Origin of the sequence: Ramlibacter sp. (genome assembly GCF_035655895.1) — a bacterium.
Classification (GTDB): Bacteria; Pseudomonadota; Gammaproteobacteria; order Burkholderiales; family Burkholderiaceae_C; genus Ramlibacter.
Genome location: NZ_DASRTN010000006.1, coordinates 398,918 through 424,438 on the forward strand (window position 1 = coordinate 398,918; position 25,521 = coordinate 424,438).

A 25,521-nucleotide genomic window follows, 5' to 3' on the forward strand; every position below is an offset into this window, starting at 1 on the left:
CCGACCACCGGCCGTCACGCCGGCCCTCGACGGGCGTGTGCGCGCGCTTGCTCAGGAGAAAAGGGCCATGCCTTGCTGGGAGACCTGCCGGGCCTGGCGTCCAGGGACGTGCCCGGCAGGGCGGCCGCCCGTGCGGGGCGGGCGCGCCGCAAGCCTCACTTGGCCGCGGCCTGGCTCTTGTTGTAGACCTCGAGCACGGTTGCGAAATCGCGCTCGTACTTGACCGGCAGGAACACGTCGTTGCCGGGCAGCAGCTTTTTCAGGTTGGGCGAGAACTGGTAGCTGAAGGTGCAGCTGCGCACGCGGGCCTGCACGTCGTCCGGGACTTCCTTGGTCATGATCCAGCTCTCGGTCATGAACGGCGGGCTTTCCCACAGCACGCGCACGCTCGACATGCGCACGTCGCCCTTGACCACCATGCGCTGGAACAGGTCGCTGGCAACGGCGGCGCCGTCGTAGAAGCCGTGCATCACCCCGATGGCCGAGCGCTCGTGGCCGCCGGAGAACACCACTTCGTAGTTCTTCTCGGGCACCAGGCCGATCGCCGGGAACAGCGCGCGGGGCGCCAGGTTGCCGGAGTTGGAGGTGGGGGTGGTGTGCGCGATCTTCTTGCCGGCGAGGTCGGCCGGCTTGCGGTAGGGCGAGTCCGTCCGCGCGATCAGGATCAGGTGGTACGAGTTGGGCTTGCTGCTCGCCTTGTTGCCGGGCACCGCGAACGGCGCCGGCTGGCCGGCGGCCACCAGCTGCGGCACCAGGCCGGGGTTCACCTGGGCCAGGTGCGCCTTGCCGGTCCTGACCACGTCGATCAGGTCCTTTTCGGCCAGGGTGTCGACGTTGGTCGACTGGTCGAGCGATTCGCCCAGCTGGTTGCGCAGGCTGACGTTCGCGCATTGGCTCAGGTGCGAGAAGTAGCCACCCCAGATGCCCATCGTTTCCGTCTTGCCATAGGTCTTGGGCATGGCCAGGACCATCGGGAAGCGTTGCGAGCCCGCGCCGTGGCCCTTGCCCGCCGGCGCCGGGGTCGTCGTGCCTTGCGCCAGGGCGCCGCAGGCGGCGGCCGCGCAAGCGAGCAACACGAACGAACTGACTACTTTCATCGTAAGACCTCTCAAAATGTAAATGGGTGCCGGCGCATGATGCCTCAACTCGTCTGCAGACTCCAGCGGCGGACGGGCCGCAAGCCGTCCGTGGCGCGTTGGCGTGAGCGGTCCACGGCGCAACGCGAGTGCTCTGGCGCGTGAGAGTCGCCGCGCCGGCACGCCTCCGGCGGTTGCTCAGGCCCGGGCGGCTCCCGGGCGCGCCTGCACCCCGAGCGCTGCGATCGCCGACACGGCCGCCAGCACCATCACGGCGGTCCAGCCCCCGTGGGCGAGCAACAGGCTTCCGAGGCCGGAGCCGGCCGCCATGCCCAGGAACATCACGGTCATCAGCACCACGTTGAGCCGGCTGCGCGCGGCGGCGTCCAGGCCGTACACGATGGTCTGGTGGGCGATCAGCGCGCCTTGCACGCCCAGGTCGAAGACCACCGTGCCGACCGCCAGCAGCACCAGCTGCCAGGTGGGCGGCAACGCGCTGCCGGCACCCATCGCGAGGAAGGCGGCGGCGGCCACGGCGGCGGCCAGGCGCACCACGTGCAGCGGCCCGCGCCGATCGGCGGCGCGGCCCGCGAAGGGCGCCGCCAGCGCGCCGGCCGCGCCGGCCAGGCCGAACGCGCCAGCGGCGGCGCTGCCCAGGTGGAACGGGCTGCCGTGCAGCATCACCGCAAGGGTCGACCAGAACGCGCTGAAGCCCAGCCCCAGCAGGCCCTGCGCGACGGCGGCGCGGCGCAGCGCCGGGTGCTGCCGCCAGACCGTTCCCAGCGACCGCAGCAGCGCGCCATAGCCCAGGGTCGCGCTCGGCGGGAAGGCGGGCAGCGATCGCCAGGACGCGCCGCCGATGGCGGCCACCGCCAGTGCCGCTGCAACGAACATCGCACGCCAGCCGAACTGCTCGGCCACCAGGCCGCTGAGCACGCGCGACAGCAGGATGCCCAGCAGGAGCCCCGTCATCACCGTCCCGACCAGCCGGCCACGGCTGGACGCCGGGGCCAGTGCGGCGGCGGCCGGCACGAAGTCCTGCGCCAGGGTGGCCGTGATGCCGATCAGGGCGCTGGCCGCCAGCAGTGCATGGACGGAAGGCGCCGCGGCGGCGAGCAGCAGCGCGACGACCAGGGCGAGGGCCTTGGCCAGGATCACGCGGCGCCGGTCGAAGCGGTCGGCCAGCGGACCGAGGAACAGCAGCCCGGCCGCATAGCCCAGCTGGGTGGCGGTCGGGATCCAGCCGACCAGCCAGGGCGGCGCGGCCAGGTCCGCGGCCACCACGCCCAGGAGCGGCTGGGCGTAGTAGATGGACGCGACCGAGAGGCCGGCGCCGGCGGCGAGCAGCAGCATCAGCGCACGGCTGGGCTGCGAAGGGGTGGTGGCGATCGCCTGGTCATGCGCCAGAGGGATGTCGGTCATCGTGGAAGTCCTGAGGTTGTCGCGTCGAGCCGAGACTGTGCCTGCGCGATCGTGCAGACGGAACGTGCCTGGACCACACAACGGCTATACGCTTCGTGCATGGACACTTCTTCCCCCAACCAGCGTCTCCTGCCGCCCGAGGCGCTCCTGGCCGACGCCCCGGCCGGGCTGGCGGCCGACCGGATCGCCCTCCTCGAGACGTTCGTGCGCATCGTCGAGGCCGGCAGCCTGTCTGCCGCCGCTCCGCTGCTGCGCACCACGCAGCCCACCATCAGCCGCCGGCTGCGCACGCTGGAGACGAGCCTGGGCGTGCAGCTGCTGCAGCGGTCCACGCACGCCATGCGGCTGACCCTGGACGGCGAGCGCTGCTACGAACGGGCGCGGACCCTCCTGGCGCATTGGGCCGCCTTCGAGGCGGACATCGGCCGGGCCAGCGCCGAACCGCAGGGACTGCTGCGGGTCGCGGTGCCGCATGCCTTCGGCCAGGACAAGTTCGTCGCGCCGCTGGCCGCCTTCCTGCAGGCCCATCCCCGCATCACGGTCGAGTGGCTGCTCATGGACGACGTGTCGGACTCCCTGTCGCGCGGCATCGACTGCGCCATCCAGGTTGGCCATCCGACCGATCCGGGGGTGGTCGCGGTCCGGCTCGCCGCGGTGGAGCGCATCGTGGTCGCCGCGCCGTCCCTGCTGGCCGGGCGTGCGGTGCCGCAGGATCCCGAAGCCCTCGGTGCGCTCCCCTGGCTGGCGCTGCGCACCTACTACCGTGACGAGCTCGTGCTCACGCACGCGGTCAGCGGCGAGACCCGCAGCGTGCGGATGCAGCCGCGCGTCAGCACCGACAGCCTCTACGCGCTGCGCAGCGCGGCGTTGCATGGCCTCGGGGTGTGCGCGGGGTCGGCATGGCTGCTGGCGGGCGACATCGCACGGGGCGACCTCGTGCAGCTGGCGGCCGACTGGCAGCCGGCGCCGCTGCCGACCTGGATCACCTATCCGCACGCCCCGCACTACCCGTCGCGGCTGCTGCAGTTCGTCGCGGCCATGCGGGCGGCAGTGCCGAGGATCGTGGAGGCCTGAGCCCGCCGCGCCACACGCGCCCGCCCCCCGGCGACCTGCGCCGGATGCCATCTAGCATGTGTGCGCGGACGCAGCCGCTGGCCGCACATGCCGGCTCCCGGCATCGGCCGGCCGTCACCCAGAAGTCGCAGGAACCCGCATGCCCAAGCGCACCAAGCCCTACCTGATCCGCGCGACCTTCCGTCCTGACGTCGCGATCGACGTCGACGTCCATCCGTTCGACATCCCGGCGGTGCGCGAGCTGGGCAATGTCGACTTCCACCCCAACGTGACCTTCTTCGTCGGCGAGAACGGCACCGGCAAGTCGACGGTGCTGGAGGGCCTGGCGCTGGCGCTCGGTTTCGGCAGCGAAGGCGGCACGCGGAACGTGCGGTTCCAGACGGCCGATTCGGTGTCGCCGCTGCACGACGTGCTGCGCCTGGCGCGCGGTGTCCCCAAGCCGAAGGACGGCTACTTCCTGCGGGCCGAGAGCTTCTTCAACCTCGCGACCTACATGGACGAGACCGGATACCTGCAGGGGTACGGCGGCCGCTCGCTCCACCGCCAGTCGCATGGCGAGTCCTTCATGGCGGTGCTGACGAACAAGCTGCGCGGCGACGGGATCTACCTGCTGGACGAGCCCGAAGCCGCCCTGTCCCCCAACCGGCAGCTGGCGGCGCTGCATGCCATCCACCAGCTGGTGGAAGACGCGTCGCAGTTCATCATCGCGACGCACTCGCCGATCCTGCTGGCCTACCCGCATGCGCGGATCATCCAGTTCGACCGCTCGGGCGTCAGCGAGGTCGCCTTCGAGGACACCGAGCACTTCGCGGTGACCAAGGACTTCCTGGACCACTACCCGCGCCGACTGCAGCAGCTGCTGGCCGACGACGATTCCGATTCCCGGGGCACCTGACGGCGCGGGGCCGCGTGTAGGCGGCATCCTACGTTGTGGATGGGCTCGTGCTGCGACACTCGGCGGTTCCGTGCGGCACCGCGCGCGCCTGTTCCATGTCCAATCCCTACTTTCTTGCCGGCGGCGGTGCCGTCGGCGCCCTCATGCGCGCACATCCCTGGTCGGCCACGCCGCTGGGTGAGCCGCACGGGTGGCCCGCTGCGCTCAAGACGCTGGTGCAACTCATGCTCGCGTCGAGCCAGCCGATGTTCATCGTCTGGGGACCGCACAGGACCTACCTGTACAACGACGTCTACACGAGCATCCTGGGACTCAAGCATCCCGCAGCCCTCGGACGTGACTTCCTGGATGCCTGGTACGAGATCCGGAACGACATCGCCCCGCTGGTCGCTCGTGCCTACGCCGGCGAAGCGGTGCAGATGGACGACATCGCGCTCGTGCTGCATCGCAAGGGCCATCCGGAGGAGGCGCACTTCTCGTTCTCCTATTCACCCATCCTGGGCGACGACGGCCAGGTGGCCGGGTTCTTCTGTGCCGTCAGCGAGAGGACCAACGAGGTGCTCGTCCTGCGGGAGCTGCGCGCCAGCGAGGCGCGTTACCGTCGGGTCCTCTCCAACATGGACGAGGGATTCGTTCTCATGGACCGCGGATTCCGGGTGACGGACATCAACGACTACGCACTGCGCCTCAGCGGACGCGAGCGCGAGGAGATGGTCGGCCGCAGCCACTGGGAGCTGTTTCCCGGCAGCGAAGAACTGGAGATCGGCCGGCTGTACATCCGGGCCATGGCCGACGGCACTCCGGGCACCCTGGAGCACCTCTACGCATGGCCTGACGGCCGCGAGACCTGGATCGACGTGCGCGCGTATCCCACGGTGGACGGGCTGGCCGTCTTCTTTCGCGATGTCACCGCCCGCCACGAGGTGGCGCAGCAGGCCGCCGAGTCGGCAGAGCGCGTGCAGCTTGCGCTGGAAGCCGGCGCCATCGTCGGGACCTGGGTCTGGGACCCCCAAGCCGATCGCTTGGTGGCCGACGAGCGCTTCGCGCGGGCCTTCGGGCTGGATGCCGAGGACTGCCGCACGGGCCTGCCGGTGGACAGGATCTTCGAATCGATCCATCCGGACGAGCGCGACCGCGTGCGACAGGCGACCGATCGGGCGCTGCGGCAGGGCGGGAACTACCGCTGCGACTACCGGGTGCTTCAGCACGATGGCCGCTACCACCTGATCGAGGCGAGCGGCCGCTGCGAACTCGACGCCGGCGGGCGGCCGATCCGCTTTCCCGGCGTGCTGCTGGACATCGAGGACCGGCGCCAGGCCGAGCGCGAGCGGGACCAGGCCACGGCCATGCTGCGCACGTTCATCGAGGCGGTCCCGGGCGTCGTCTACGCCAAGGATCTGCAAGGCCGGATGCTGTTGGCCAACAAGGGAACGGCGCAGTTGATCGGCAAGCCGCCGGAGTTCTTCATCGGCAAGACGGACGCCGAGTTCCTGCAGGACCAGGAACTCGCGCACGCCGTGATGGCCAACGACCGGCGGATCATGGCGTCGGGACAGGCGCAGCAGTTCGAGGAGAAGGTGCCTCTCCCGGACGGCACGCCGGCCTACTGGCTGTCCACGAAGGCGCCGCTGTTCGATGCGACGGGCCAGGTGGTCGGGCTGATCGGGGCGTCGGTGGACATCAGCGAACGCAAGCGCGAGCAGGAGCGCGCGCAGAGCGAAGCCGAAATGCTGGATCTGCTCAACCAGACCGCCGCCTTGCTCGCCGGAGAGCTCGACCTGGAGGTCCTGCTGCAACGCGTGACCGACGCGGCGACGAAGCTCACCGGTGCCCGGTTCGGCGCGTTCTTCTACAACGGCAGGGACGCGCAGGGTGACGCCTACATGCTGTTCACGCTCTCGGGGGCACCTCGCTCGGCCTTCGAGAAGTTCGGGCATCCGCGTGCCACGCCGGTGTTCGAGCCGACCTTCCGCGGCGGTCCGCCGATCCGGCTGCACGATGTGCTGCAGGATCCACGTTACGGCCGGCTCGGCCCGCACCACGGAATGCCGCAGGGCCACCTGCCGGTGCGCAGCTACCTGGCCGTCTCGGTGCTCTCCCGCGGCGGCGATGTCGTCGGCGGTCTGTTCCTCGGCCATCCCGAACCCGGCGTGTTCAGCGACCGCAGCGAACGGCTGGCCGTGGGGGTCGCCTCCCAGGCAGGTGTCGCCATCGACAACGCGCGCCTGTATGCGCAGGCCCAGCGCGCAGCCCAGGAGCGCACCCAGCTGCTCGAGAGCGAGCGCGCAGCGCGGGCGGAGGCCGAACGCGCGAGCAAGTTGAAGGACGAGTTCCTCGCCACGCTGTCGCACGAACTTCGCACGCCGCTCAGCGCGATGCTCGGCTGGGCGCACATCCTGCGCCGCAAGGTCGGCAGCGACCCGGCCGTGGCCAAGGGCATCGATGTCATCGAGCGCAGCACCCGGGTGCAGACGCAGCTGATCGAGGATCTGCTGGACATGAGCCGCATCACCTCGGGCAAGCTGCGGCTGGACCTGCAGCCGATGCACCCGATCGTCTTCGTGCAGGCCGCCATCGATTCCATCCGGCCGCTTGCCGAGACGTCGCGCGTCAAGGTGGCGCTCACGGTCGCCGAGACGGTGCCCGCCGTCCTGGTGGACGGCGCGCGCATGCAGCAGGTCGTGTGGAACCTGCTTTCGAACGCGGTCAAGTTCAGTCCGGCCGGCAGCGAGGTGTCGGTGCTGCTGGGTGGCGACGACAGGCTCGCCACCATCGAGGTCCAGGACCGCGGCGTGGGCATCGCGCCGGAATTCCTGCCCCATGTCTTCGAGCGCTTCCGGCAGGCCGACGGCTCCACGACACGCAAGTTCGGAGGACTCGGACTGGGCCTGGCCATCGTGCGCCATCTGGGTGAGCTCCATGGAGGGACCGTGCGCGCGCACAGCCCCGGCGAGGGCCTTGGCGCGACCTTCACGGTGGTGTTGCCCGCGCACGTCGGCGCAACCCTGCCCGTGGCACCGGCAGCGCCGATCCTGTCCGATGACGTGGCACTGCAGGGTGTGACGGTCCTGGTGGTGGATGATGAGCCCGACGTGCTGGAACTGCTGGCGCGCGTGCTGGGCGACGCGGGTGCCCACGTGGTGGCCGTGGCCAGCGCGCAGCAGGCTCTGGAGGCGCTCACGCGCGAGCCGCCACGACTGCTCATCTCCGACATCGGCATGGCGGGCATGGATGGCTACGAGCTGATGCGCCGGGTGCGCCGGGCTGCGGATGCCTCGGTGGCTGGCATTCCGGCGATCGCACTGACCGCCTTCGCCCGGCCTGAAGACCGTGAGCGCGCGCTGGGGGCAGGCTTCAACCTCTACCTCTCCAAGCCGGTCGAGCCCCACGAACTCGTTCGCCGGGTGTACGACCTGGCACAGCCGCCGCGCGTGGCGGCATCGTGAGGAGCCCGATGCCCGATGCCCGATGCCCGATGCCCGAGCTGATGCTGCCCGCCCAAGATCTCCTGGCCTTGCGCATGGCCCGGACCTGGAGCTTCGATTGAACCCGAGCTCGGCCGACCGTACCGGGGACAAGTCCAGCCCGACCGTCCGCCGGTGGCTCGTGGCCTTGATGGCCGCCGCGGTCCTGCCCACGTTGATTGCCGCCATCGCGACGCTGCTCTATGCCTACTCGGAGGAGCAGGAAGCTTTCCACGCGCGGCTGAAGGACACCACGCGCGCGCTGGCGCTCGTGGTCGACAGGGAGATCGCACGCCGCGAGGCGATCGCGCTGACCCTGGCGGGCTCGCCCACGCTGACACGTGGCGACCTGCGGGCCTTCCACGAGTACGCGAGCCAGATCGCCCCGACGCGGGACAAGGTGGTGGTGCTGCACGCCCTGGACGGCACGCAGCTCGTGAACACCCGCGTGCCCTTCGGTTCTCCCCTGCCCAAGGTGTCGAACGTCGCGGCCGAGCGCGCGGCGATCGACCCGCAGGCCACGCTTGTCTCCAACCTGTACTTCGCACCCTTCGGCCAGCAATACAGCTTTGCCGTGCAGGTGCCGGTCATCCGCGACGGTCGGCCGGTGTACTACCTGTCGCTGGCTGGGTTCGCATCGGCCCTGCAGTCGATCCTGCAGGACCAGCGCGTGGCCGATGGCTGGGTGGCGTCCATCCTGGATGCCAAGGGCGTGCTGGTGGCCAGGAACGTCGGGGCCGAGAAGTTCGTGGGCAAGCCCGCAAGCGAGCGACTTCGCTCGCAGATGGCCCGGCTTGCGGAAGGCAGCTTCGTCTCCCGCAGCATCGACGGCCATCCGATCCGGGCGACGTTCAGCAGGTCGCCCAACTACGGCTGGTCCGTCGTCGTCGGCGTGCCACTCAGCGCCGCAACCGCGCCGTTGCGCGTCATCGCAGCCTTCGGCGCACTCGCGGCCGTGCTCGTGGCCTGTGCCCTCCTGGCAGCCGTTCTCATCGGCCGCCGTCTGCTCCAGCCCGTGGAGCGCTTGAAGGCGGCGTCCGAGGCGGTCGGCTCGGGGCGCGTGCTCGATGCCGCACCCACGGGTCTGCTGGAGACCGACCAGGTGCTGGCCGGCTTGCGGGCGGCCGACCAGCGCATCGGCGAGGCCAACCGGGCGCTGGAGGGCCGGCGTGCCGAGGCCGAAGCAGCCGCTCAGGCGCTGCGACGCAGCAACGAGCGGCTCCACCTCGCCACCGAGACCAGCGGACTGGGCCTGTTCACCTGGCGAGCGACGAGTGACGAGGTGGAGTGGCACAACGACCTGCCCTACAGGATCTTCGGCATCACTGAAGACGAGCCGCCGATCACCGCGGCCAGGTTCGTTGCGGAGTTCGTGCACCCCGACGATGCCCCGGTGTTCGCTGCGTCGGTGCAGAAGACACTCGAGCGCCAGGAGCCGTTCCACTTCCGCGGCCGCATCCGGCTGCGCGATGGCCGCCTGAGGTGGGTCGAGTTCACCGGCCGGTCGCAGCCGCAGGGCGGTCCAGAGCCGGTGATCGTCGGAACTGCGGCCGACGTGACGGAGCGGGTCACCACCGAAATGGCGCTGCGGCAGAACGAGGAGCGGCTGCGCCAGCTGGCCAACACCATCCCGAACCTGGCGTGGATGGCGGACCCGGGGGGCGACATCACCTGGTACAACGACCGCTGGTACGACTACACCGGCAGCACGCCGGACGAGATGAGGGGCCTGGGTTGGCAGCGGGTGCATCAGCCCGACACGCTGCCCGAGGTGGTGCGGCGCTGGCGCGAGTCGCTCCTGACGGGAGAGCCTTTCGAGATGCCCTTCGTGCCGCTGCGCGGCAGGGACGGCGTGTTCCGGCCGTTCTTCACGCGGGTGGTTCCATTGAGAGACGCCTCGGGTGCGATCGTGCAATGGTTCGGCACGAACACGGATGTCTCCAGCCTGAAGAAGGCCGAAGACGAGCTGCGCGAAGCCGACCGCCGCAAGGACGAGTTCCTGGCGATGCTCGCCCATGAACTGCGCAATCCGCTGGCCCCCATCCGCACCGCGGCGGAGTTGCTCAGGCGCCTGCGAAGCGACGAGCCGCAGCTGGCGCGAGCCAGCGAGATCATCGCGCGCCAGGTCACCCACATGAGCGGCCTGCTCAGCGACCTGCTGGACGTCTCCCGCATCACCAGGGGACTGATCACCATCGAGCCGGAGCGCGTCAACATCGCCGCCGTCGTGGCAGGTGCGATGGAGCAGGTGCGCCCCTTGCTGGAAGCCCGGCGCCACCACGTGCATGCCGGACCGTTCGACGCGGACCTCGAGGTGATGGGCAGTTCGCTGCGCCTGACGCAGGTGGTGGCGAACCTGCTGGACAACGCCGCCAAGTACTCGCCCCCGCAGTCCACCATCCGGGTCGATGTGCGCAGGTCCGGGGACCAGGTGCACATCGAGGTTGCGGACAACGGCCAGGGAATCTCGGCAGAGCTTCTTCCCCGCGTGTTCGAGCCTTTCACGCAGGCAGAGCGCGGATCTCACCGGTCGGGAGGCGGGCTGGGGCTGGGGTTGGCGGTGGTCCGCGGGCTCGTGGCGCTGCAAGGCGGCCGCGTGAGCGCCCACAGCGAAGGCCCGGGCCGCGGAAGCCGCTTCGTCGTCGACCTGCCCGTCGCGCCGCCGCCGCCGCAGGCCGGTGCGGCCGCTGCAGTCGCGTCTGTGGATGTGCCCGCCCGCCTCCTCGATGTCGTGGTGGTGGACGACAACCAGGATGCCGCCGACACCCTGGCCGCGCTCCTGCGTGGCGTCGGCCACCGGGTGCAGTGCGTCTACACGGCCCGTGAGGGGCTGGACCTGATGTGCGCCGGATCGTTCGATGCGGCGGTCCTCGACATCGGATTGCCCGACATGAGCGGGTACGCGCTGGCCGCAACCATCCGCACCCGCGGCTTGCGGGTGGGGACCCTGATCGCGTTGAGCGGCTACGGACAGCCCGCCGACCGGGCAAGCTCCGCATCGGCGGGCTTCGACCACCACCTGGTCAAGCCCGTCGAGCCGCAGTCGCTGATCGAGATCCTCGCGCGCAGTGCACGGCAGTCGGCGCGTTCGAGCTAGCGCCACTCCGCCGCGCGGGAATGCGCGACCGTGCAGCGGCGAACCGGCGCCTGCAGATCACCGCCTGCCAGCCCGGACCGACGAGGCCGCGGAACTTCCCTTCGGTCGTCGACGGCGGGGGAGACCCTCGCCTGGCTGCCGCCCGCGCGTTCAGGCGCCCGGCAGCGGCGGCACCTCGAGGGCGAAGCGGTCGCGCGTGCGGGTGTAGAACGGGGTGCACAGCCGGCCCACCGGCTGGTAGAGATCCGTGTCGATGCGCTGCGTGGCCGGATCCATCAGGCCGTCGCGCACGTGCATCGCCAGCACCTTGCCGACCGCGATGAAGCGGTTCGGTCCGAGCGGCAGCAGGTCCAGCCGCTCGCACTCGAACGCCACCGGCGCCGCCGCGATGCGGCGTGGCCGCACCAGGCTGGACGGCACCAGCGCCAGGCCCGCGAGTGCGGCCTCGCTGGTGCCGGGCGGGAACGGCAAGGCGCACAGGTTCATCGCGTCGGCCAGCGGCTCGTCGACCATGTGCACCACGAACTCGCCCTGGTCACGGATGTTGATGGTGGTGTCCTTGAGCGTGCCGGTGCCGCGCGTGGCTTCCAGCCCCAGCACCAAGGCCGGCGGGTCCTCGCCCATCACGTTGAAGAAGCTGTAGGGCGCGGCGTTGTCCCCGCCGTGCGCCGACCAGGTGCTGACCAGCGCGATCGGGCGCGGTGTCACGGTGGCGGCCAGCAGCCGGTAGCGCTGCGCGGGCGCGAGATCGGCGAAGTCGATCCTCACAGCAGCTTGCCCGGGTTCATGATCAGGTTCGGGTCCAGCGCCCGCTTGATGGCCAGCATCAGGTCCATCTCCACCGGCGACTTGTAGTGCCGCAGCTCGTCGCGGCGCAGCTGGCCGACGCCGTGCTCCGCGCTGATGCTGCCGGTGTGGCGCACCACCAGGTCGTGCACGGCCCGGTTCAGGCGCGCCGTCGCGTCCTTCACCGCGTCGGGCGGCAGGCCCGCCGGCAGCAACACGTTGTAGTGCAGGTTGCCGTCGCCGAGGTGGCCGAAGTTGATGACCTGCGTGTCCAGCCCGGTCCTGGCGACGGCGGCCTGGGCCTCGCCGCAGAAGGCGGGCAGGACGGTGATCGGCAGGGCGATGTCGTGCTTGACCACCGGGCCGGCGCGCACCTGCGCCTGCGAGATGCCCTCGCGCAGCTTCCACAGCGCCTGCGCCTGGGACTGGCTGGCGGCGATCACCGCCTCGCCGACCAGGCCCGCGTCCATCGCGCCGGCCAGCACCTGCTCCAGCGCGTCGGCCAGGCCGGACGGTTCGGTGTCGGCCAGTTCCACCAGCGCGTGGAACGGCGGCGCGCCGGCGACCGGAGCCCGGGTGTCGGCCACGTGCCGCAGCACCAGCTGCAGCGCGGCATCGGTCATCATCTCGAAGGCCACGAGCCGCTCGCCGCAACGGGCACGCGCCTGCTGCAGCAACGCCAGCAACGCTTCGAGCGAGGCGGCGCCCACCCATGCCGTCGCCCGCGCGGCCGCCTGCGGGAAGAGCTTGAGCACGGCGGCGGTGATGATGCCCAGCGTGCCCTCGGAACCGACGAACAGGCCGCGCAGGTCGTAGCCGGTGTTGTCCTTGCGCAGCCCGCGCAGCCCGTTCCAGATGCGGCCGTCGGGCAGGACGACCTCCAGCCCCAGCACCAGGTCGCGCATGTTGCCGTAGCGCAGCACCGCGATGCCACCGGCGTTGGTGGCCAGGTTGCCGCCGACGGTGCAGCTGCCCTCGGCTCCGAGACTCAGGGGAAAGAAGCGGCCGGCGCCGCGCGCCGCGTCCTGTGCCTGCGCCAGCACCACGCCGGCCTCGACCGTCATGGTGTTGTTGACGGGATCCACGGCGCGGACCTGCTGCAGGCGCGTGGTGGAGACGATCACCTGTGCGCCACTGGCATCCGGCGTGGCGCCCCCGCTCATGCCCGTGTTGCCGCCCTGCGGGACGATCGGCGTGTGCGCCTCCCGGCACAGGCGCACGACGGCGGCGGTTTCCTGCGTGTTCCCCGGGCGGACGACCACCGGCACGCGCCCCTGCCACTTGCCCAGCCAGTCGCGGGTGTAGGATGCCTGCGCCCCAGGGTCCGTCACCACACCCGCCGGCCCGACGACGTCGCGCAGGCGGCGCACCAGTCCTTCCGGATCGCGGTCAGCCACGGCGCACCGCCTCCCAGCCGAGCTGCGCCCTGCCGATGGCCATGGCGACGGCGGCCTGGGTCGGCTCCACGACCGGCACGCCGACGGCATCCTGCAGTGCGTCGCGGTAGGCCGCCATGCCGGCGCAGCCCATCACCAGCACGTCGGCCGCGTGCTCCTCGCGCAGCCGACGGCCGGTGGCCACCATCCGCGACAGCGTCACGTCGGCGTTGCCCAGCTCGGTCACGCCCAGGCCGATCGCCAGTTCGCCGGCGAAGCGGCCGTTCAGTCCCATCGCGCCGTAGGCGCGCAGGTGGCGGGGGATCGACGTCGGCAGGATCGCGATCACGCCGAAACGCTGGCCCAGCGTGAGCGCCGTGAGCAGCCCGCATTCCATGATGCCCAGCACCGGGGTGCCCGGCACCGCCTCGCGCACCGCGTGCAGGCCGGGGTCGCTGAAGCACGCGATCACCAGGGCCGCCGCGCGCGCCTGCAGCGAGGTGGCCAGTTGCACCAGGGGCAGGGTCACCGATTCGACGTCGCGCTGGGTCTGGATGCCGGGCGGCCCCGACGCCAGCGTCAGGCACTCGATGGCCGGCGCTCCTGGCGTGCGCAGCGGCGTGACGGCCGCGTCGATGCCGGCGGTCACGCTGCGCGTGCTGTTCGGGTTGATCACGAAGAGGGTCGCTGTCATGGGGCGACTCTAGGCCGCATCGGGCGGCACGGCTCTTGCTCATTCGTGCGGGACCCTTAACCTCGTGTTAAGGGCGCCAGCACCAGGAGCCGCCATGACGCTCAACCTGCGCCAGATCGAGATCTTCCGTGCCGTGATGACCACCGGGTCCATCAGCGGCGCCTCGCAACTGCTGTTCGTCTCGCAGCCGGCGGTCAGCCGCCTGCTGTCGCACACCGAGCAGCGGGTCGGCTTCGCGCTGTTCGAGCGCATCAAGGGCCGCCTCTACGCGACGCCCGAAGCCAAGAAGCTGTTCCACGAGGTCGAGGCGGTGTACCAGGCGGTCCAGCGGGTCAACGACCTGGCCGGCGACCTCTCGCGCAACCGCTCGGGCATCCTGAACATCGTGTCCAGCCCGAGCGTCGGCCAGATGCTGATCCCGGAGGCGGTGGCGCTGTTCAAGTCGCGCCACCCCGACGTGAAGGTCACGTTCCAGTGCATGGCGTATCCCCACCTGAAGGAGCGCCTGCTGCAGCGCCAGGCGGACCTGGGCGTGATCATCCTGCCGATGGAGCATCCGAACCTGGAGCTCACGCCGCTGTGCCGCAACCGCCTGGTCTGCATCCTGCCCTACAACCACGAGCTGACGCGCCGCGCCACGCTCACGCTGGCCGATCTGCGCCCGTTTCCCCTGGTCGCCTACGACAGGAGCACGCCGTTCGGCGGCATCCTGGAGCGGCTGTACCAGGAAGCCGGTGAGCCGCTGGCCGCCAGCATCGAGGTCGGCTCGCCGCAGAACGCCTGCGCCATGGTGCAGATGGGCGCGGGTGTCGCGCTGGTCGACGAGTTCTCCGTGCGCAGCTGGGCCGGCCAGAACAGCCACATCGTGGTGCGTCCGGTGGCCAATGCGCCGATCCTGCAGGCCAATCTGGTGCACATGCGCTTCGAGCCGCCGTCCCAGCTGACCCAGGCGTTCGTCGCGCAGCTGCGCCAGCTGGTGCGAAGCCAGGGGTTCGCGCCGGCGGCCAACGAGCCGCCGCTGGCACTGGCCGCGTGACCGGCCGGGGCCGGGCCCTTAACACGCGGTTATACGGACCGCACAAATCGGCACGCGACACGCCGGGCGTGGTTCACAACAATGAACCCATGCAAACGACGACTTCCCCGAGCGTGCCGGCCCTGGATGCCACCGGCGTCTACACGATCTGCCCGACACCCTTCGGCACCGACGGCGCGCTCGACCTGGCGAGCATCGCCCCGCTGGTGGACTTCCAGGTGGCGGCCGGCGTGTCGGGCCTGGCGGTCCTGGGATTCCTCGGCGAGGCGCACAAGCTGTCGAATGGCGAGCGGCGCCAGGTGGTCGCGGCCTTCGTGGAGGCCGCAGCCGGACGGGTGCCGGTCTGGGTCGGCGTGCGGGCCCTGGGACTGGCCGGCACCATCGAGCAGGCGCTGGAGGCGGCCGAGCTCGGGGCGGTGGCGGTGTTCGCCGCACCCCTGGACGGCGTGTCCGACAACGTGCAGTTCGACTACTACCGGGCGCTGGCGGCGGCGCTGCCGATCCCGGTGGTGATCCACGATTTCCCGGCCTCGTTCGGCACCGAGCTGTCGGCCGAGCTGGTGGCCCGCCTCGGCCGCGAGGGCGGCGTGCGCATGATCAAGATGGAAGAGCCGCCCGTGGGCCCCAAGATCACCCGCATCCGCGAGCTGGCCGGCGACGGCATGCGCGTGTTCGGCGGATTGGGCGGCGTCTACTTCCTGGAGGAACTGCAACGCGGCGCCGTGGGCACCATGACCGGTTTCGCGTTCCCGGAGATCCTGGTGCGCATCTACCAGCAGTACGCGACGGGCGACCATGCCGGCGCGGCGGCCACCTTCGACCGCTACTGCCCGCTGATCCGCTACGAGTTCCAGCCCAGGCTCGGGCTGGCGCTGCGCAAGTACGTGTACAAGCGCCGGGGCGTGCTCGCCAGCGACTTCATCCGCTCGCCCGGCATGCGCCTGGACGCGGTCACCGCCCGCGAGCTGGAGGCCACCGTGGAACGCGTCGGCCTGTCGATCACCTCGGCCGCGCCGCTGCAGATCCGCTGACCATGGCCGCGCCCTTCGACGTCACCATCCGCGGCGGCCGCATCGCGACCGACCGCGAGACGCTGCAGGCCGACATCGGCGTGCGGGACGGCGTGATCGTGGCGATCGACAGCCGCCTGCCGCCCGCGGCGCGCGACATCGATGCCGCCGGCCGCTGGGTGCTGCCCGGTGGCATCGACAGCCACGTGCACATCGAGCAGCTGTCCGGGATGGGCAGGATGTGCGCGGACGACTTCTACTCCGGCACGGTGTCGGCGGCCTTCGGCGGGACGACCACCATCATCCCCTTCGCCGCGCAGCACCGGGGCAAGCGCATTCCGGACGTCGTCGCCGACTACGCGCGACGGGCGCGCGAGAAGGCCGTGATCGACTACGGTTTCCACCTGATCCTGGCCGACCCGGACGAGGAGGCGCTCACGCAGCACCTGCCCCAGGCGATCCGCGACGGCATCAGCTCGTTCAAGGTCTACATGACCTACGACGCGCTGAAGCTGGACGACTACCAGCTGCTCGACGTGCTGGCGCTGGCCGGCCGCGAGGGCGCGCTGGTGATGATCCACGCCGAGAACCACGACATGATCCGCTGGATCGCGCAGCGGCTGCTCGAGCGCGGGCACACCGCGCCGAAGTTCCATGCCGTGGCGCACGATGCGATCGCCGAGACGGAAGCGAGCCACCGCGCCATCGCGCTGTCGCGGCTGGTCGACGTGCCGGTGCTGCTGGTGCACGTGGCCGGTGCCGAGACGGTGCAGCTGGTGCGGTCGGCCCAGCGCCTGGGCAGCAAGGTCTACGCCGAGAGCTGCCCGCAGTACCTGTTCCTCACCGCCGACGACCTGGACCTGCCCGGTGTCGAAGGCGCCAAGTTCTGCTGCAGCCCGCCGCCGCGCGATGCGCGCTCGCAGGAGGCGGTCTGGGCCGGCCTGAAGGACGGCACGCTCGGCCTGTACTCGTCGGACCACGCACCGTACCGGTTCGACGCCAGCGGCAAGCTGCCGCGCGGCGAGGCGACCACCTTCAAGGAGATGGCCAACGGGGTGCCCGGCATCGAGCTACGGCTGCCGCTGCTGTTCTCCGAGGGCGTGCAGCAGGGCCGCATCACGATCAACGAGTTCGTCGCGCTCACCGCCACCAACCACGCCCGCATGTACGGGCTGTCGCACTGCAAGGGCAACCTGGCGGTGGGGCTGGACGCCGATCTGGCCCTGTGGAACCCCGACCGCGAGGTGACGGTCTCGGCGGGCATGCTGCACGACAACGTCGGCTACACGCCGTACGAAGGCCGGCGCCTGCGCGGCTGGCCCGAGCTGGTGATGAGCCGCGGCCGGGTCGTGGTCGAAGGCGACCGGCTGCTGGCGGCGCGGGGCTCGGGCCGCTACATCGCCCGGCGCAGTCCCGAGGCCACGCTGCCCGCGGCAGGCACGCCACCTGCTTCCCGCCTCCCCGCGATGCTGGGCCTGCAAGGCAAGGCCTGGCCGACGCTCTGATCCCGTTCCGAATCCACCTTCAACCCAGGAGCCTCCCATGTCCCTCACCCGGCGCCTCGCGCTGCTTGCCGCGGCTTCCCTCGCCTGCCTGTCCGCCTTCGCCCAGGGCGATGCCCTGCGCACCGGTGTCGACGCCACGTTCGCGCCGCATGCCATGACCCGGCTGGACGGCGGCCTGCAAGGCTTCAACATCGACCTGGGCGAGGAGCTCGCGCGCCGGCTGGGACGCAGGATCACGATCGAGGGGACCGAGTTCTCCGGCCTGGTGCCCGGGCTGAACGCGAAGAAGTACGACTTCATCCTGGCACCGGTCACCGTCACGCCCGAGCGGGCCAAGGCGATGCTGTTCACCGAGGGCTACCTCGACACCGACTACACCTTCGTGACCAAGAAGGGCGTGGCGGTGACGGCGCTGGAAGAACTCAAGGGCAAGACCATCGCCGTGAACAAGGGCTCTGCCTACGAGAACTGGGCGCGCGACAACATGGCCAGGTACGGCTTCAAGTACGACGTGTACGGCACCAATGCCGACGCGGTGCAGGCGGTGCAGTCCGGCCGCGCCGACGCGAACCTGGCCGGCAGCACGGTCGCCGCGTGGGCCGCCAAGCAGAACCCGGCGGTGCAGACCTCGTACACGATCAAGACCGGCCTGGTGTGGGCGCTGGCGTTCCGGCTCGACGACAAGGCCGGCCGCGACGCCGCCGGCAACGCGCTCAAGTGCATGAAGGCGGACGGTACGCTGGCCAGGATCGCCACCAAGTGGTTCGGCGTGACGCCGCCGCCCGACGCCACGGCAGTCAAGGTCGGCGTGGGGCAGGGCGTCCCGGGCCTGGAGGGCTACGACCCCAACGCCGCCAGGCCTGCCTGCAAGTCCTGAGGCGATGGTGTCGTCCGCCCCCATCCTCGAGATCGTCGGCCTGCACAAGTCCTACCAGGACAACGCGGTGCTGCGCGGCATCGACCTGCGCGTGCGGCCGGGACAGCTGGTGTGCGTGATCGGGCCTTCCGGCTCCGGCAAGAGCACCATGCTGCGGTGCTGCAACCGGCTGGAGGAGCCGGGGGCCGGGCAGGTGGTGGTGGACGGCGTTGACATCACGCGCGCCGACACCGACCTCAACAAGGTCCGCCAGGGCATCGGCATGGTGTTCCAGCAGTTCAACCTGTACCCGCACCTCACCGCGCTGGACAACGTGACGCTGGCGCTGCGCAAGGTGCAGGGACACGCGCGCGAGGAGGCCCGTCGCCGCGGCCTCGCGGCGCTTGAGCGGGTGGGCCTGGCGGGCAAGGCCGACGCGTACCCGGGCCAGCTGTCCGGCGGGCAGCAGCAGCGCGTGGGCATCGCGCGTGCGATCGCGCTGGAGCCCAAGGTGGTGCTGTTCGACGAACCGACCAGCGCGCTGGACCCCGAGCTGGTGGGCAGCGTGCTGGAGGTCATGCGGCAGCTGCGCGATGCGGGCATGACGATGCTGGTGGTGACGCACGAGATGGGCTTTGCCCGCGCGGCGGCCGACCGCGTGGTCTTCATGGATGGCGGCGTCATCGTCGAGGAGGGCCCGCCGCAGCAGATCTTCGATGCGCCGCGGCAGGAGCGCACCCGCGCCTTCGTCTCGCGCTACGCGCAGGGGGCGTGAGCAGGATGGGCAGCACGCCGGCCGGGTTCGGCCAGTTCGTCTTCACCTTCCTCAACGCTGACATCGCGGCGCGCTACGCGCCCGACATCCTGCGCGGCATGGGCGTCACGGCGCTGCTCAGCCTGGCGGTGGTCGTCGCCGGCGTGGCGTCCGGGCTGGCGCTCGCGGTGCTGCGCTCGCTCCGGTGGCGGCCGCTGACGCTGGCCATCGTGGCATTCGCGGACATCCTGCGCGCGCTGCCGCCGCTGGTGATCCTGTTCGTCCTGTTCTTCGGATTCCCGTTCCTGGACCTGCCCATGTCCGCCTTCGCGGCGACCTGGCTGGCCCTGACGCTGGTGCTGGCCGCCTACGCGGAGGAGAGCATCTGGGGCGGCATCGTGGCCCTGCCGCGCGGCCAGTGGGAGGCGGCGCGTTCCACCGGCCTCGGCTGGTGGCAGGCCACGCGCTGCGTGGTGCTGCCGCAGGCCTTGCGGATCGCCGTGCCGCCACTGACCAACCGCGTGATCTCGGTCACGAAGAACACCGCGCTCGGCTCGGTGGTGGCGCTCAGCGAGATCCTGAACACGGCCCAGTCGGCCAGCAGCAACGCAGGCAGTCCGACCCCGCTGGTGCTCGGGGCCGCGGCGTACCTGGTGCTGTTCGTGCCGGTGGTGCTGTTCGCGCGCTGGCTGGAAACCCGCTGGCGCTGGAAGCGCTGACCATGGAAGCCCTGCTCCAGAACTTCTTCAACCTCGCGGTCTACCGCGACGTGTTCCCCTTCCTGCTGCGCGGCCTCTGGACCACGGTCTGGCTGTCCCTGCTGGTGATCCCGATCGGCCTGGCGTCGGGACTGGCGCTGGCCCTGCTCGGCACCCAGACCCGCCGGCGCTGGGTGCGCCTGCTGGTGGCCGTCCACACCGACTTCTTCCGCGCCTTTCCGCCGCTGGTGCTGCTGATCCTGATCTACTTCGGCACGCCCTTCCTGGGCCTGGAGCTGCCCAAGCTCGCTGCCGTCGCGCTCGGCTTCATGCTGAACAACTCCAGCTACTTCGCCGAGGTGTTCCGCGCGGGCATCGAGAGCGTGCCTGCCGGGCAGATGGAGGCGGCGCGCTCGACCGGCCTGACGCGGCTGCAGGCCTTGCGGCACGTCGTGGTGCCGCAGGCCGCGCGCAACGTGCTGCCCGACCTGGTGGGCAACGGCATCGAGGTGATCAAGCTGACCACGATCGCCAGCGTCGTGGCATTGCCCGAGCTGCTGCGCGTGGCGCGGGATGCGCAGTCGCTGGTCTACAACCCCTCGCCCATCGTGCTGGCGGCGCTGATGTACCTGGCGCTGCTGTGGCCCCTGGTGCGGTGGCTCGGGCGGCTGGAGCACCGGGCCGGCCAGCGCTAGCCGGGCGTGCCCGGGCGCAAGGGCGGCGCACCAGGCGGCGAGCGCCGGCGGTCAGTTCGCCGGCGCCGGTGAGGGCATGTCGTGCCGCGACAGCCACTCGAAGAGGGGCAGGAGGTAGCAGGCTGCCGCCGCCGGGGTGCGTTCGCCGCTCTGGTTGCGGGAGGCGCGAAGTTCCCGCACGCCCGCTCGCCAGAGCGTCCAGAACGCCAGGAATCGCGCCTCGCTCACGCGCTTGGTGGTACCCGAGGCGCGCACGAACGCGACGGCCCAGCCCCTGCCGGCGTCCCGCACCCGGCAGGTGTAGGCGCCGCCGCGGCCGCCCGCCGTCGCGAACACCACCCCGTTCGGGATCCTGCCCAGCAGGGGATGCATGCGGGTCATGGGGGTCGACCTGGCGGTGCGGCGGGGCCGCGCACGTCCGCGGCAGTGGGAGGAATGGTCCCGCCGACCAGGGCGTGTCGGCACATCAGCGGCCGTTGCCGCCGGTGCGTTCGCGCGCCGGCTGCTGACCATGGCCCTTGGCTGCCTTGCTCTGGCCGGTCGCCTGGCGCGCGGCCTCGGCGCGCTGCTGCTGCACGGGCTGCTGGCGCTTGCTGTTGTCGGCGTAACGGGTGCGTTTGCTCATCGTTTGCTCCTCGGTGAAGAAGCCCCGCATGCTAGGCCGCGGTGCGCGCGGGGAAGCTGGGCAATGAACTGTTTCGATGGCTCGACCACACTGCGCCTGGTCGGGCTGCATGGCGGCAGGATCGGCGTGGCCCGGGCCTTCCGCCTCCGCATGGCCCTGCCCGACATCGGCCTGCCGGACAGGCAAAACCACCGCCAGCGGACGGCGGGCTTCACCGGCTGGGCCCCGCCGTTGCCCGGAAGATGCGCACGCGCGCGTTCGCGTGCACTTCCTCGTAGCCCGCGCGATCGAAGCAGCCGGCCAGGGAGGCCGGCCCGCGCAGGGCGCCGGCCTCGGGCCCCGCGGTGGCGGCGGCCGTTGCGCCCGCTGCGCGGGCACGCAGGTCCACGGCTTCGACCCAGATGAAGTCCGACCGCGCGAATGACTCCAGATGGCGCAGCAGCTGCTCGCACGAGCTGCTGGCGTTCAGCGCCCCCACCGCGAGCTCGGCGCGGCGGAAGTCATGGTGCGGCAGCCACTCGCGCCCCTGGACGGTGGTGGTGTTCACGGCGCGGGCGAGCACCGGGAACCACTCGGCCGAGGCGTTGTAGTACCAGGCGCGGTCGTTGAGCACAGCGAACCGGCTGCCCGGGTGGTGGGCGGCGACCCAGGCCATCGCCTCGCGCAGTTCGCGCGGCAGGACGGCGAACCGGTCGTCCGCCCGCATCGCCGGCATGGTGCGAGCCACCAGGAGCGCCGCCACGAGCAGGGCGGCTGCGGCCGTGGCGCTGCGTTGCCGGCGCGGCCCTGCCCAGTGCCGCAGCAGCGCCACGCTGGTCAGCAGCCCGCTGGCGGCCAGCACGCCCAGCGCCAGCAGCATGGGGGTGCGGCCGCCGCGCGGCGTCAGGAGGAGGGCGGCTGCCACGAACAGCAGCCAGAAGACGTCGCGCGTGCGCGCCACGACGATGGCACCCAGCAGCACGAACGGGAGCAGCACGCCGATGGCGCCGGCGACCTTCATGGCGCCACCGGGCGCCGCGCCCAGCCCCTGCAGGGAGCCCGTGCGCGCCGCCGCAAGGAAAGGCTCCAGGCCGTGCGTTCCCACCACCGACAGGAACCACGGGCCCGCCACCGCCGCGGCCGCCACGCCGACGGTGGCGGCGGCGCGGGCGCGCGCGCCCGCGCCCAGCGGCGTCAGCGCGGCGCAGGCGGCGGCCGAGAACGCCGCCAGGAGGCCCCACTCCAGGTGCGAGAGCACCGCGGCCCCGACGCAGGCGCCCGCGACCAGCAGGCGCGCGGGCGACCATGCCGGCCCCCGGCCGTGGACGGCGGGCATGAGCACGAGCAGCGTGAGCAGCAGGAACAGGCTGCCCAGCCCGCGGCTCAGGCCGCCGCCCATGACCAGCCACTCGTAGGACAGGAAGGTCGTGCCGAACACCAGGACCGCCGTCGCCGTGAACAAGCGCGAGTGCCCGGTGCGCCGCAGCAGCGCCGCGAACAGGAGCACGTAGCCGGTGTTCATGAGGATGGGCACCCGGTGCACGATCGCCAGCGGGTCCGCGCCCAGCCGGACGGCCGCGGCGGCCAGCCAGAACGACAGCGGCGGATATGCGAACGGGATCGACAGGCCGCTGAAGGCGACGGTGTCCGGCAGCGCCGGAAACACGGGCACGATCGCCTCGATGAACGACAGGAAGAGGGCGCCGTCGTTGATCGGGAAATCCGTCGAGCGCAACAGGTGCACGCGCACCCCGATGACGACCGCCAGCGCGAGCAGCAGCAAGGCGCGGTCCAGCCGCGGCCGCCAGGCCGTGCTTGCCGCGTCGGCCGCGGCGCGTCGCAGTGGATCGTCAGGCCACGTCACCAAGGCAATCCCCTCACACTCAAGGCACCTCGTTCCAGGTCGTGCCGGCCGCGCCAGCCCGGCCGTCGTGCCTTCGGCCGGCGCTGCGCAGCGATGAGCCGGAAGGTGCGTCTCGCGCCCTTTTGCAGAGCCCGCCGGAAAGATGGGCACGCAGCGTGCCCATGCTCATGCCGACACCCATGACCCACGCCAGAGTGCCGCCCCGACCGACCGCATGGCAGCGCCTCGCCGCGCTGGCGCGGGCCGCCAGGACCTCATCCTGGGGACCTTGGGATCTTCCGCTGCTGCTGGCCGTGATGGCCGGCGTGGCCTGGATCCGGCTGGACCTGCTGCTGGGCACCGATTTCCCGCTCAACGACGGAGCGCTGTTCCTGGTCTTCGTGCAGGCGCACGCGCGCGTGTTCCCGGCGCTGCCGGCCTTCGTCGGCTACAACGGGCTTGACCTCCCGTATGCCTACCCGCCGCTGTCGTTCTGGCTGGCCGCCGCGGCCGTCCGGCTGGGTGCGGACCCGCTGGCGATCGTGCACCGGGCGCCCATGCTCATGAACCTGGCCTGGGTCCTGCTGTTCGCCCGGTTGCTCCTGCGCACCGGCCATTCCCGGCTCTTCACGGCCGTGGCGCTGCTGGTCTTCGGCACGACCTTCCGGTCGTACGAGTGGCTGGTCATGGGCGGCGGCCTCAGCCGCGGCCTGGGCAGCCTGTGTTTCCTGGGCATGCTGCTCGCGCTGCTGCCGCCCGGCTTGTGGACGGCGAATGGCTGGGATCGCAGGCGGCTGGTCGTCGCCGGCGCCTGGCTGGGCGCGACGGTGCTGTCCCACCTGGAATGGGGACTGCTGGGCAGCTTCTGCGGGCTGCTCGCGCTGCGGCTGGCCCAGCCACGGTGGGCGCCCTGGCTGCAGGGTGGGGTGGCCGTCGCGCTGTCCGCGGCATGCCTGGTGCTGCCCTGGCTGGCCGCCGTGCTGCAGGTGCACGGGCCGGCACCCTTCCAGGCGGCCTCGGCCACCAGTGCCTGGCGCTGGGCGCCCGGCAACGCCGGCCTGATGCTGTTGCGCACCTCCTCCGTGCTGCTCCCGCTGGTGGCCTTCGGCGTTGCCCTGGTGGTGCGCACGCGCGACGGCTTCTGGCTGCTGCTCGCCCTGGCATCGGTCTGGCTGATCCCGCGCAGCGGCGAGACGCCCCTGGTCCTGGGCGTGGCCGTCCTCGCGGCGACTGGCTTGCTGGGGCTGGCGGCGGCGCTGCGGGCCGGTCCGCTGCGCCGGGCCGCCTGGGGCCTGCCGGCCTTCGTGCTGGCCACCGGTGCCCTGGTCGCGGTGCGCGCCGCCCAGGGACCCGGACGCAACGAGCATTTCGCCGCGCTCGCCCCCGAAGCGCGCCAGGCCATGGCCTGGGTGGCCGACCACCACGCCGGCCGGCGTTTTGCCGTGCTGCGCCAGAGCACCTGGCAGTACAACGCGACGGCGGAGTGGTTCCCGGTTCTGGCGCGTGCCACCAGCACCACGACCGTGCAGGGGCGCGAGTGGCTGGCGGACGACTCGTTCGCGCAGGTGCAGGCCGATGTCGCGGCGCTCAATGTGAGCATCGGTTGCCCACAGCTGATGCGCACCCTGCAGCGGTCGGACCCGGTCGACCTCGCATGGGTGGAGGGCATCGACCTGGCAGCCCGCGCCAGGGCGGCCACCGGTGCGGCGCAAGGCCTGGCGGTGCTCGACGTGCTGGAAGCCCTGGGGCGCCGGCTGCAGGGGCAGCCGCCGGCGGACGGCCAGGCCGCGCTGGGCGCGCTCGAGGGCGACGGCACGGCGGCGGGCTGCTTCGAGGCCGCCGGCTGGCGCACGGCGTACCGGAACAGCCGGGTGCGGATCTTCGAGGCGCCCAGCGGCTCGGCGCCAGCGGCGGCGCCCTAGGCGGCATGGGACCTGGACGCGGCGCCCTGACCGGGGGCCAGCGGCAGCCGGCAGGGCAGGCATGCCGGACGGCATGCGGCCGGGATGATCAGATGTGGCCGTGCCGCTTCACATGCGCTGCGATCAGCTTGGCGATGCCACGCAGGGTGTCGGCGTCGCGGTCGCTGAGCCAGGGCATGTCGCGGTGGCTGAAGCAGCAGACCGTGCCAAAGACGCTGCCGTCCGGCATCACGATCGGCACGCTGAGGTGGCCGCCGACACCCACCGCATGGGTGGCCGGGAGCAGCGTGGCGACCGGGTGGCCCCGGCCGCTGCGGATGACCTGGGGCAACCGCCCGTCCACCACCCGCTGGCAATAGCTTTCCTCCAGGGCGTCGGATCCGCCCACGGCCACCGTCTCGGGTTCGCCCGGCCCGCGCCGCACGTGGCGGAAGAAGCGCCGCCCCGCGCTGAACTGGGAGACGAAGACCACGTCCATCTTCAGCTGCACGCGCACCTTGTCGAGCAGCTGGCTCAGCGTCGACAGCCGTGCCTCGCTGGCGCCTTCGGACGTCGCGACGGCGAACCGTTCCTGGGCGTCGTCGAGCCCGTCCGGGCGATCGGGATGTTCTTGGACCATGCTTGCCGTCTCCTGCCGAGGCATTATCGGGCGCGCTGCCGCGCCGGCCCCGCCGAGAAGCGGGCCAAGGGTCCGGCTTCTGCGCACTTCTGCCG

General features: G+C 71.5%; 21 protein-coding genes. 12 read left to right on the forward strand and 9 right to left on the reverse strand.

The window, feature by feature from the left end:
• Positions 1-155: 155 nt before the first annotated feature.
• Positions 156-1,097, reverse strand: a complete 942-nt coding sequence (gene phnD / locus VFE82_RS05025; RefSeq protein WP_324999147.1) for a phosphate/phosphite/phosphonate ABC transporter substrate-binding protein — start codon at positions 1,095-1,097, stop codon at positions 156-158.
• A gap of 177 nt (positions 1,098-1,274) precedes the next feature.
• A complete protein-coding gene (locus VFE82_RS05030) occupies positions 1,275-2,498 on the reverse strand; it encodes an MFS transporter (protein ID WP_324999148.1) in 1,224 nt (407 codons plus the stop codon).
• Between the two features lie 99 nt (positions 2,499-2,597).
• On the opposite strand from VFE82_RS05030, the gene VFE82_RS05035 reads away from it, so the two are divergent.
• The 4 genes from VFE82_RS05035 (at position 2,598) to VFE82_RS05050 (ending at position 11,028) form a co-directional block, all read left to right on the forward strand.
• On the forward strand, positions 2,598-3,572 hold the full coding sequence (locus VFE82_RS05035) for a LysR family transcriptional regulator (protein ID WP_324999149.1): 975 nt from the start codon (positions 2,598-2,600) through the stop codon (positions 3,570-3,572).
• A 139-nt stretch (positions 3,573-3,711) separates the two neighbouring features.
• Positions 3,712-4,467, forward strand: a complete 756-nt coding sequence (locus VFE82_RS05040; protein ID WP_324999150.1) for an AAA family ATPase — start codon at positions 3,712-3,714, stop codon at positions 4,465-4,467.
• Between the two features lie 95 nt (positions 4,468-4,562).
• Positions 4,563-7,913: a PAS domain-containing protein gene (locus tag VFE82_RS05045; RefSeq protein ID WP_324999151.1), complete on the forward strand. Its 3,351-nt coding sequence runs from the start codon at positions 4,563-4,565 to the stop codon at positions 7,911-7,913.
• A gap of 97 nt (positions 7,914-8,010) precedes the next feature.
• The gene (locus tag VFE82_RS05050) at positions 8,011-11,028 is read left to right on the forward strand and encodes an ATP-binding protein (protein ID WP_324999152.1); all 3,018 of its coding nucleotides are present in this window, start codon (positions 8,011-8,013) and stop codon (positions 11,026-11,028) included.
• A gap of 150 nt (positions 11,029-11,178) precedes the next feature.
• Here VFE82_RS05050 and VFE82_RS05055 read toward each other — a convergent pair whose 3' ends face one another.
• From VFE82_RS05055 to VFE82_RS05065, 3 genes are read right to left on the reverse strand one after another with little or no spacing between them, the layout of a single operon-like run.
• Positions 11,179-11,796 carry a flavin reductase family protein gene (locus VFE82_RS05055; protein WP_324999153.1) on the reverse strand — a complete coding sequence of 206 codons (618 nt, stop codon included), beginning with the start codon at positions 11,794-11,796 and terminating at the stop codon, positions 11,179-11,181.
• A complete protein-coding gene (locus VFE82_RS05060; RefSeq protein WP_324999154.1) occupies positions 11,793-13,211 on the reverse strand; it encodes an FAD-binding oxidoreductase in 1,419 nt (472 codons plus the stop codon). Before VFE82_RS05060 ends, VFE82_RS05055 begins: the two co-directional genes overlap by 4 nt.
• Positions 13,204-13,884: an aspartate/glutamate racemase family protein gene (locus VFE82_RS05065; protein WP_324999155.1), complete on the reverse strand. Its 681-nt coding sequence runs from the start codon at positions 13,882-13,884 to the stop codon at positions 13,204-13,206. Before VFE82_RS05065 ends, VFE82_RS05060 begins: the two co-directional genes overlap by 8 nt.
• 94 nt (positions 13,885-13,978) lie before the next feature.
• On the opposite strand from VFE82_RS05065, the gene VFE82_RS05070 reads away from it, so the two are divergent.
• The 7 genes from VFE82_RS05070 to VFE82_RS05100 all read left to right on the forward strand — a co-directional run bounded on the left by VFE82_RS05070 (position 13,979) and on the right by VFE82_RS05100 (position 20,438).
• A complete protein-coding gene (locus tag VFE82_RS05070; RefSeq protein ID WP_324999156.1) occupies positions 13,979-14,920 on the forward strand; it encodes a LysR substrate-binding domain-containing protein in 942 nt (313 codons plus the stop codon).
• Between the two features lie 89 nt (positions 14,921-15,009).
• Complete coding sequence (locus VFE82_RS05075; protein ID WP_324999157.1) at positions 15,010-15,951, forward strand: dihydrodipicolinate synthase family protein; 942 nt, start codon at positions 15,010-15,012, stop codon at positions 15,949-15,951.
• A gap of 2 nt (positions 15,952-15,953) precedes the next feature.
• A complete protein-coding gene (gene hydA / locus VFE82_RS05080; protein ID WP_324999158.1) occupies positions 15,954-17,435 on the forward strand; it encodes a dihydropyrimidinase in 1,482 nt (493 codons plus the stop codon).
• Between the two features lie 37 nt (positions 17,436-17,472).
• On the forward strand, positions 17,473-18,312 hold the full coding sequence (locus VFE82_RS05085; RefSeq protein ID WP_324999159.1) for a transporter substrate-binding domain-containing protein: 840 nt from the start codon (positions 17,473-17,475) through the stop codon (positions 18,310-18,312).
• 4 nt (positions 18,313-18,316) lie between these two features.
• Positions 18,317-19,066, forward strand: a complete 750-nt coding sequence (locus VFE82_RS05090) for an amino acid ABC transporter ATP-binding protein (protein ID WP_324999160.1) — start codon at positions 18,317-18,319, stop codon at positions 19,064-19,066.
• Positions 19,067-19,071: 5 nt separating this feature from the next.
• Complete coding sequence (locus tag VFE82_RS05095) at positions 19,072-19,764, forward strand: amino acid ABC transporter permease (protein WP_324999911.1); 693 nt, start codon at positions 19,072-19,074, stop codon at positions 19,762-19,764.
• A 2-nt stretch (positions 19,765-19,766) separates the two neighbouring features.
• Positions 19,767-20,438, forward strand: coding sequence for an amino acid ABC transporter permease (locus VFE82_RS05100; RefSeq protein WP_324999161.1), 672 nt, complete (start codon positions 19,767-19,769; stop codon positions 20,436-20,438).
• 51 nt (positions 20,439-20,489) lie between these two features.
• Here VFE82_RS05100 and VFE82_RS05105 read toward each other — a convergent pair whose 3' ends face one another.
• From VFE82_RS05105 to VFE82_RS05115, 3 genes are all read right to left on the reverse strand, one after another.
• Positions 20,490-20,819, reverse strand: a complete 330-nt coding sequence (locus VFE82_RS05105; protein ID WP_324999162.1) for a hypothetical protein — start codon at positions 20,817-20,819, stop codon at positions 20,490-20,492.
• Between the two features lie 85 nt (positions 20,820-20,904).
• Positions 20,905-21,063: a hypothetical protein gene (locus VFE82_RS05110; protein WP_324999163.1), complete on the reverse strand. Its 159-nt coding sequence runs from the start codon at positions 21,061-21,063 to the stop codon at positions 20,905-20,907.
• Between the two features lie 211 nt (positions 21,064-21,274).
• Positions 21,275-22,906, reverse strand: a complete 1,632-nt coding sequence (locus VFE82_RS05115; RefSeq protein ID WP_324999164.1) for a hypothetical protein — start codon at positions 22,904-22,906, stop codon at positions 21,275-21,277.
• 179 nt (positions 22,907-23,085) lie between these two features.
• Here VFE82_RS05115 and VFE82_RS05120 point away from each other — a divergent pair, with 179 nt between their 5' ends.
• Positions 23,086-24,807: a hypothetical protein gene (locus tag VFE82_RS05120; RefSeq protein WP_324999165.1), complete on the forward strand. Its 1,722-nt coding sequence runs from the start codon at positions 23,086-23,088 to the stop codon at positions 24,805-24,807.
• An 88-nt stretch (positions 24,808-24,895) separates the two neighbouring features.
• On the opposite strand, the gene VFE82_RS05125 is transcribed toward VFE82_RS05120, so the two are convergent.
• Complete coding sequence (locus VFE82_RS05125; protein WP_324999166.1) at positions 24,896-25,426, reverse strand: GAF domain-containing protein; 531 nt, start codon at positions 25,424-25,426, stop codon at positions 24,896-24,898.
• Positions 25,427-25,521 lie beyond the last annotated feature (95 nt).

What these genes read in the sequence shown, in the direction of transcription:
- phnD (WP_324999147.1), bottom strand. Translation starts at nt 1,097, where the DNA reads ATGAAAGTAGTCAGTTCGTTCGTGTTGCTCGCTTGCGCGGCCGCCGCC.
- VFE82_RS05030 (WP_324999148.1), bottom strand. Translation starts at nt 2,498, where the DNA reads ATGACCGACATCCCTCTGGCGCATGACCAGGCGATCGCCACCACCCCT.
- VFE82_RS05035 (WP_324999149.1), top strand. Translation starts at nt 2,598, where the DNA reads ATGGACACTTCTTCCCCCAACCAGCGTCTCCTGCCGCCCGAGGCGCTC.
- VFE82_RS05040 (WP_324999150.1), top strand. Translation starts at nt 3,712, where the DNA reads ATGCCCAAGCGCACCAAGCCCTACCTGATCCGCGCGACCTTCCGTCCT.
- VFE82_RS05045 (WP_324999151.1), top strand. Translation starts at nt 4,563, where the DNA reads ATGTCCAATCCCTACTTTCTTGCCGGCGGCGGTGCCGTCGGCGCCCTC.
- VFE82_RS05065 (WP_324999155.1), bottom strand. Translation starts at nt 13,884, where the DNA reads ATGACAGCGACCCTCTTCGTGATCAACCCGAACAGCACGCGCAGCGTG.
- VFE82_RS05070 (WP_324999156.1), top strand. Translation starts at nt 13,979, where the DNA reads ATGACGCTCAACCTGCGCCAGATCGAGATCTTCCGTGCCGTGATGACC.
- VFE82_RS05075 (WP_324999157.1), top strand. Translation starts at nt 15,010, where the DNA reads ATGCAAACGACGACTTCCCCGAGCGTGCCGGCCCTGGATGCCACCGGC.
- hydA (WP_324999158.1), top strand. Translation starts at nt 15,954, where the DNA reads ATGGCCGCGCCCTTCGACGTCACCATCCGCGGCGGCCGCATCGCGACC.
- VFE82_RS05085 (WP_324999159.1), top strand. Translation starts at nt 17,473, where the DNA reads ATGTCCCTCACCCGGCGCCTCGCGCTGCTTGCCGCGGCTTCCCTCGCC.
- VFE82_RS05090 (WP_324999160.1), top strand. Translation starts at nt 18,317, where the DNA reads ATGGTGTCGTCCGCCCCCATCCTCGAGATCGTCGGCCTGCACAAGTCC.
- VFE82_RS05095 (WP_324999911.1), top strand. Translation starts at nt 19,072, where the DNA reads ATGGGCAGCACGCCGGCCGGGTTCGGCCAGTTCGTCTTCACCTTCCTC.
- VFE82_RS05100 (WP_324999161.1), top strand. Translation starts at nt 19,767, where the DNA reads ATGGAAGCCCTGCTCCAGAACTTCTTCAACCTCGCGGTCTACCGCGAC.
- VFE82_RS05105 (WP_324999162.1), bottom strand. Translation starts at nt 20,819, where the DNA reads ATGACCCGCATGCATCCCCTGCTGGGCAGGATCCCGAACGGGGTGGTG.
- VFE82_RS05110 (WP_324999163.1), bottom strand. Translation starts at nt 21,063, where the DNA reads ATGAGCAAACGCACCCGTTACGCCGACAACAGCAAGCGCCAGCAGCCC.
- VFE82_RS05120 (WP_324999165.1), top strand. Translation starts at nt 23,086, where the DNA reads ATGACCCACGCCAGAGTGCCGCCCCGACCGACCGCATGGCAGCGCCTC.
- VFE82_RS05125 (WP_324999166.1), bottom strand. Translation starts at nt 25,426, where the DNA reads ATGGTCCAAGAACATCCCGATCGCCCGGACGGGCTCGACGACGCCCAG.